General features: G+C 31.4%; 7 protein-coding genes. 2 read left to right on the forward strand and 5 right to left on the reverse strand.

Annotated elements, in window-relative coordinates; translation table 11 throughout:
• Window positions 1–34 precede the first annotated feature (34 nt).
• Window positions 35–628 carry a DUF6624 domain-containing protein gene (locus tag IX38_RS22190; protein ID WP_051884973.1) on the forward strand — a complete coding sequence of 198 codons (594 nt, stop codon included), beginning with the start codon at window positions 35–37 and terminating at the stop codon, window positions 626–628.
• Window positions 629–974: 346 nt separating this feature from the next.
• On the opposite strand, the gene IX38_RS20635 is transcribed toward IX38_RS22190, so the two are convergent.
• The 5 genes from IX38_RS20635 to IX38_RS20655 form a co-directional block, all read right to left on the reverse strand.
• Entirely contained in the window at window positions 975–1,820 is an 846-nt protein-coding gene (locus tag IX38_RS20635) for an HNH endonuclease (protein ID WP_034707862.1), read from the reverse strand.
• Entirely contained in the window at window positions 1,817–3,346 is a 1,530-nt protein-coding gene (locus tag IX38_RS20640) for an AAA family ATPase (protein WP_034707863.1), read from the reverse strand. Before IX38_RS20640 ends, IX38_RS20635 begins: the two co-directional genes overlap by 4 nt.
• 52 nt (window positions 3,347–3,398) lie before the next feature.
• Window positions 3,399–4,124 carry a DUF5131 family protein gene (locus tag IX38_RS20645; RefSeq protein WP_034707864.1) on the reverse strand — a complete coding sequence of 242 codons (726 nt, stop codon included), beginning with the start codon at window positions 4,122–4,124 and terminating at the stop codon, window positions 3,399–3,401.
• Window positions 4,111–4,968: a three-Cys-motif partner protein TcmP gene (gene tcmP / locus IX38_RS20650; RefSeq protein WP_034707866.1), complete on the reverse strand. Its 858-nt coding sequence runs from the start codon at window positions 4,966–4,968 to the stop codon at window positions 4,111–4,113. The genes IX38_RS20645 and tcmP overlap by 14 nt, the downstream gene beginning before the upstream one ends.
• A 214-nt stretch (window positions 4,969–5,182) precedes the next feature.
• Window positions 5,183–5,416, reverse strand: a complete 234-nt coding sequence (locus IX38_RS20655; protein ID WP_034707867.1) for a helix-turn-helix domain-containing protein — start codon at window positions 5,414–5,416, stop codon at window positions 5,183–5,185.
• A 111-nt stretch (window positions 5,417–5,527) separates the two neighbouring features.
• On the opposite strand from IX38_RS20655, the gene IX38_RS20660 reads away from it, so the two are divergent.
• Window positions 5,528–6,070 (forward strand): hypothetical protein, encoded by a 543-nt coding sequence (locus IX38_RS20660; protein WP_034707868.1) that lies wholly within the window; start codon window positions 5,528–5,530, stop codon window positions 6,068–6,070.
• The last annotated feature ends 35 nt before the right edge of the window (window positions 6,071–6,105 follow it).

The raw sequence follows: 6,105 nt of genomic DNA on the forward strand, positions 1-6,105 counted from the left end.
TCAACCTATTTTGGAATATGACACAAAAATCGAAATGAAAATAAAGAAAATATTATTCAGCATATTAACCGCTCTTGTTTTAATGATATCAATATTCCTTTATATGAATAAGGATAAATTTGTCTATGTAGGTTCAGTAGATATTATTGAAGTCGATTGCAGCAAAAAACGTCAAATCTTGAGCGAAGTTTTAGAAAGTGACCAAAGGATTAGAAAATCAAATGAACTCATCAAATACGCTAAAGAAGACCATAGGAATCAAGAATTAGTGATTAGCATTATTGAAAAGTGTGGTATGCCAACATTAAAGGAGGTGGGTCAAAGACAAATGGATGCAATCTGGTTGGGACTGCAACATAGTACTGAAGAAATCAGAAAAAAGTATTTTCCACAAATAGAGAAAGCGGTAAAAAATGGAGACTTATCTAAACAGCAATATGCATTGATGAAAGATAAGATGTTAATGGACGAAGGAAAACCCCAAATATATGGTTCACAAATAGAAAATGGTAAATTGTATAAATTAGAAAATCCTGAAACTGTAAACGAAAGAAGAAAAGAAATGGGATTGGAACCAATAGAGGATTATTTAAAGAATTATTTCAATATTCAGTTCAATCCGAATTAACAACACAACATATAATCACGTAGACGACTCCGGTCATAATTATTTGGAGTGTGTCTCTCTCCAAAGATTATAAACTGATACTAGCAGAGGTTCGCACAAGCATGGGAATTTATAATACTAAAACCATACGAAAGGATTTGTGCGGTAGCGGAGGGGTAGCGGGGCAGTACGGGAGAGTTTGTAGACTATGCAATGAAAATTTCTGCTGCTATTGTTTTTTCTTTGATGATTAAGCAATAGATGACCTTGTTAGAGTATCCTACCTATGACAGAAAGTGTAAAAAGACTAAATTTAAGAGGCAGGGATTAATAACTCTTTTTTGTTTATATCAATTTTTTTTCTTTTTTAAAAATTCAAAACACCCCCCTGAATAAACCAATTATCCTTTAAAAGGGAATGATACATAACTGCCTGCCAAGAATTAACTCCTAATTCATCTCTTCTGCTCGTAAAAGCTTCATTAAGATGTTCTATCAATTGATTGGGGTGTTGGTTATATAAATTTTTCATTTGGTTTTTTGCTCCTCTAAATTCTTCATTTGCGTGTGCTGTAAATAACTCATTTAGTTTAAAAGAATTGAAATGATTTTTTGCTCTATCTTTTTTAATTTGTTCCCAATTACTTGGACACTCAACAAAATAATAAAAACCAAATGGTTCAAAAGGAAGTAATGTTGCTCTTATCCAAGATTCATCTTGAACATCATCGTAATAAGGATGGAAAGTTTGTTCTATACTATTAGTTGGGAATGAAATTTTTTTTTCTGTATTACAGGAACCACATGCTGGAATAAGATTCACTGGGGCTACAGATAAAATAGGATATAAAGACTTAGGTAAATAGTGGTCAAGTGTTTCAACAAGTCGCACTGAACATAAAGGACATTTTCCATAAGGTGCTGCATTCTTTAATTTATTGTAAAAAGTATTTCCGGGCATACCAGGCGTAACCATTCTATAAGTATAGACAGATTTCATTTCTTTTTTTCCAATATTCCCTAAAACTGTCAAATTCTGAGGTATTTGATATATTTCAAGAAGTGGGAATTTATTATCAAAATCTTGTGCTGCAGCTTCAATCAAATCTTGACAAATTTCGTAACTCTGCTTCAATACTAAATCATTAACAGTACTAATACATTCCAAAAAAACATCTTTTGCAATAAGTGTTGGTTTTGCTATTGTTCTCATTCGGATTGTTCTTTTTGATAAAATAGACTTCTTAAGATGGCCTTTGCTTCCAAACCAAGTTGGTTTTTTAAAACATTTGTAGCATGCTGATATGAATTTGTTTCTTTAACAAGGTCTTTTAAAATTTTATGAAAACCGGAATCTGTTACTTCTAAACCAAAAATTTCCTGTGTAAGAATTCCCACATTTTCACCAAAAGACTCAATTTCTAAGCGTTCTACGAAGGTGTCATTTCCATTTCTGCGTAGTTTCCAAATGCAGGATTTTGGTACCTCTTGCAAAATAACAGGTGAGTGAGTAGCTATAATGCCTACAGCATTTCTTTCAATCAATAAATCAGATACAGCTCTTATAAATGATGAGAGCAGTGGTGGGTGGAGATGACATTCGGGCTCGTCAAAAAGCACCAAACTTTTTTCCTGTATTTTCTCAACTAATCTTGTAATTGTTAGAAGAACTATTTTATGTCCTGAGCTTAATTTCTGGAAGAGACTAATCGCACGCTCTTTTAATTCTACTTCATCATAAAAATTATCAACTAGGCCTAAAATATTGAATTCTTTAAAAATAGGATCAGATTCTAAAATATAAATTGTTTTTTCCCATATACCTAATTTTGAATTATTGATACATGAAAAAATACTTGCAGAGAACTGTTTTGCAAGAGAATATTCTTCAATCTCTTGATCTGTATTTGTTTCATATACTGATTTTAATCCAATATATGAGTACTGCAAACCAATTGATTTATCTTTCTGCTCTGGTGGATGTTCAAATTCATCAAATGCACTAAATGTGACACAAACTAAATTTGCAAATAATCTCTGTTGATTTTCAACTTGATCTTGCCACAAAAACTTTCCTGAATGGGAGAATTCGTTCTGATTTTTGGTAAGGGAATCAATCATGTTATGTATCAAGTATGTTTTCCCAACTCCATTTCTACCTATTAAAACATGAATATTTGAAGGTGGATTAGAATAGGGTTCTACAGAAAATGATAACTCATAATAATTCTCTTCGGTATTATTGGGTAAGGAGATAAACTTAAAATCATAATCAGTTAATTTACTTCCACCATATGCAAGTCTTCTAAACTGACCAGTTATAGTAGTTTCGCTAACATCTCTCAGAAATGATATCTTTGTAACTTGTTCTTGAATAGCTTTTTCATACAGATCTGTATCATAAGCTATATCGTTTAGACCAATTAATATAATATTTCTTATTTCCTCACCAAGATCACTTAGTCGTTCATAGTACTCGACATCAGTTCCCATCGAAAAAAAGCGTGGACCAATTTGTGTGAATTCGTCTCCTATGGATAAACTTCTTTCTCCTTCTTGTTGTCCAAAAAATCCAATCTTTATGCTACCTAATTCAAATTTTTCTGAATTTTCATTTACATAAAATATTCCAAACAATGTATAATATGAAAAGTCGTTCCAATTATCCCAACTCAGAAATACTTCAGATTTTGCATTTTCTGGAAAATCACCCCATCTATTTGCTATTCTAAATTTCATTAGTTTTTAATATTTTGAATTTTATGTATTTTCGGTAAACGGAAATGGCTAATTATACACTATGTTGTAATTCAATTTCAGGCATTTCATCATAAGTTCTTCCATTTAAAATACGTCCACTTGCCTTTTTGTTTTTTCCTCCCCATTGTTTGAAAAAGAAAGCTACCTCATTTTTCTCACATTGTTCTTGAATATCAATGACCCAATCTGCATCCATTTTTCTTGGTTTATGGCCACTTTCTCCTCCAACAATAACCCAATCAATTTTATCAAGATTTAAATTTGGTAATGGTCCAATTAAAGGCTCTAATGATAGAAATTTTACTCTTGCATTTATTTGTCTTAAATAATCAATTCGATCTTTTACTTTTTCGTTTTCTACAGAAACTCCCATCCAAATATTATGAGTCCATTTTAATTCAGTGTGAAGTTCTAGTAGTCTTTCTGCACGTTTGGTTAAGACTTGAAAAACATGTTGAGGATTGTTGTTCATTACTTTGAAAACTTTCTTTATAAAGTCGAGAGGTATATCGTTGTGAAATAAATCACTCATCGAATTTACAAACACAACTTTTGAATTTTTCCAAGTATAGGGGATTTTTAAAGCTTCTTCATGTATTCTAATTTCAAAATTATCTTTATATTTTTCAACACCCATTGCCTGTAATCTTTTGGACATAATTTCAGCATAGCAGAATTTACATCCTGCTGATATTTTATCGCATCCAGTTGTCGGATTCCAAGTCATTTCTGTCCATTCTATACTAGATTGTGCCATTATTATATTTTTTAGTTATATCATTTGCAATTTTTACTGCTTGTCTATTATTTGAAGCCATAAAAAAATGAAACATTACAGAGTTCATTTTATTTTTTAAGATATATGGTTTAGATACAAATTTAAAAAGACTTTTTAATCGGTCTTCATATAGCTGTGCTGATTTTTCTATTGCATTATTTTCTTTTGATATTTTAGTTTCTTCACCAAATAGTGTATAGACAATTTTTTCTTGATAAAAATAAGGAAGAATATTCTCTTTTGTCATCCCTAAAAAATTTTCTAATCTTGATAACCAAGCATCTGAAATATTCCCATCTTTTTTTAACAACCGATTTACTCCCATTCCTGTAGGAACTAAAATCCAAACATCGACTGAGTGTTTCTCTAAAGTCTCTAATGATTTCCAATTAAGTTGCATTCCATAAGGATCAATGTAAGCGAGTGATTTAAATACTTTTCCTTTTTTTGTCATTAAGAATTTACTTAATGACTCTATTTTTTCATTACAATCAGTGTTTGCAATAAATATTTTTTTATTTGGAAAATTCTCTACTGTTGCTTTATGTAGCATATCTGCAAACTCTTTTTCCTTTTCTACAAAATAATATATATCAAAACTTCTAGGTTCGTCTATTGCTAGGATTCTTGTAGCAGCACCGACTATTGGACTTTCTTTTTCATTATCCCCTTTAATATGTCCTGAACCAGCAAAACCATCGAAATATAATAATTGCCAATTATACTTATCTGCATATTTTTTCATGATCGTAAGATATGCACTTGCATATTCAACTAAAATTTCGATTTTATTTTCGCTCCAATTTCCTCCAAATTGATTCATCTAATAGAAGTGTTAATTAGGTAATAGTTTTTATAAAGCTCAAATATAAAAAATACATTAAATCAGAATTTACGGGTTCCCATAAATAACAAAAATAAAAATTATCTTAAAATTTTCAATCAGTATTTTCACTGAATTTTTAAGATTTCAAATAAAGATATCCTTTAAAATTTCGAGAATTTGGTCGTAAAAAAATCCCAACTCTCGTCAGGATTTATTCATTTATAAGTTTAAAAAAATCAGATAAACTAATCTTTCTCGCTTCACACATTTTAAAGAGTGTTTCAACAGGTATTCTATAAGGTTCTTCTCCTTTTATTTTTCTAATAGTACTTTCTTCTACATCATGGTTTTTTGCAAAAGAAGTTTGTGACTTGCCTTCTTGAAGCCAAGGGATTAACCAATTTTTTGTAATGTATGAACAAATTTTTTCGTTGATGTCCTTCATATAAACAAATGAAATAATTAAATAATAAAAAATCACGGCCGATCGACCGTGATTGAAATGTTTTTATTACATTTATAAAAATATTCTTAGACAATAAAAAAATACACATCTATGAAAAAGAACAGAACAGACTTCGATTCCCGGCTTTGGGCAGACAGCAGGAAGTATTCCGGGGTACAGCTGATGGAGACTTTTTTTCAGTTCAATGATCTGGCTGCATCTAAAGAAAGGCTAAACAGCATTATGAATTACGCGGTGAAAAGGAATAGCTGCATAAACGAAGATCCGTCCGTTATCTTTCACTTTCGCCAATGTATACAGTCGTTTGTCCGGGCAGGCTACCTCATAGCGCTGGAAGAAAAGAAACGGACCGCCAGTGCCCAACTGGAAAATACTTCTCCATTGCTTCTTGGCCTGCTTTCGGAGAAGGAATACCAAAATCCTCTGTTGGTTTTTAAAAAAGCGTTCAGAGAATACAGCATCAGGGAATTTGATTATTTTATGTCCGGAATGGTGTATTTCTCACTGGGAATCTATAACAATCTTCCGGAAAGAAATATCGTAAGCCCATACATCCATCTCACTAAAATGCTGGATGCAGGACATCTTATTTTGGAAAGGAGAGGGAAGAAGATGAATACATCTAATGAATAGAAATTTCTTTAACGCAAAGGTTTAATGTAATAATG

This window comes from Chryseobacterium luteum, from assembly GCF_000737785.1.
Classification (GTDB): Bacteria; Bacteroidota; Bacteroidia; order Flavobacteriales; family Weeksellaceae; genus Chryseobacterium; species Chryseobacterium luteum.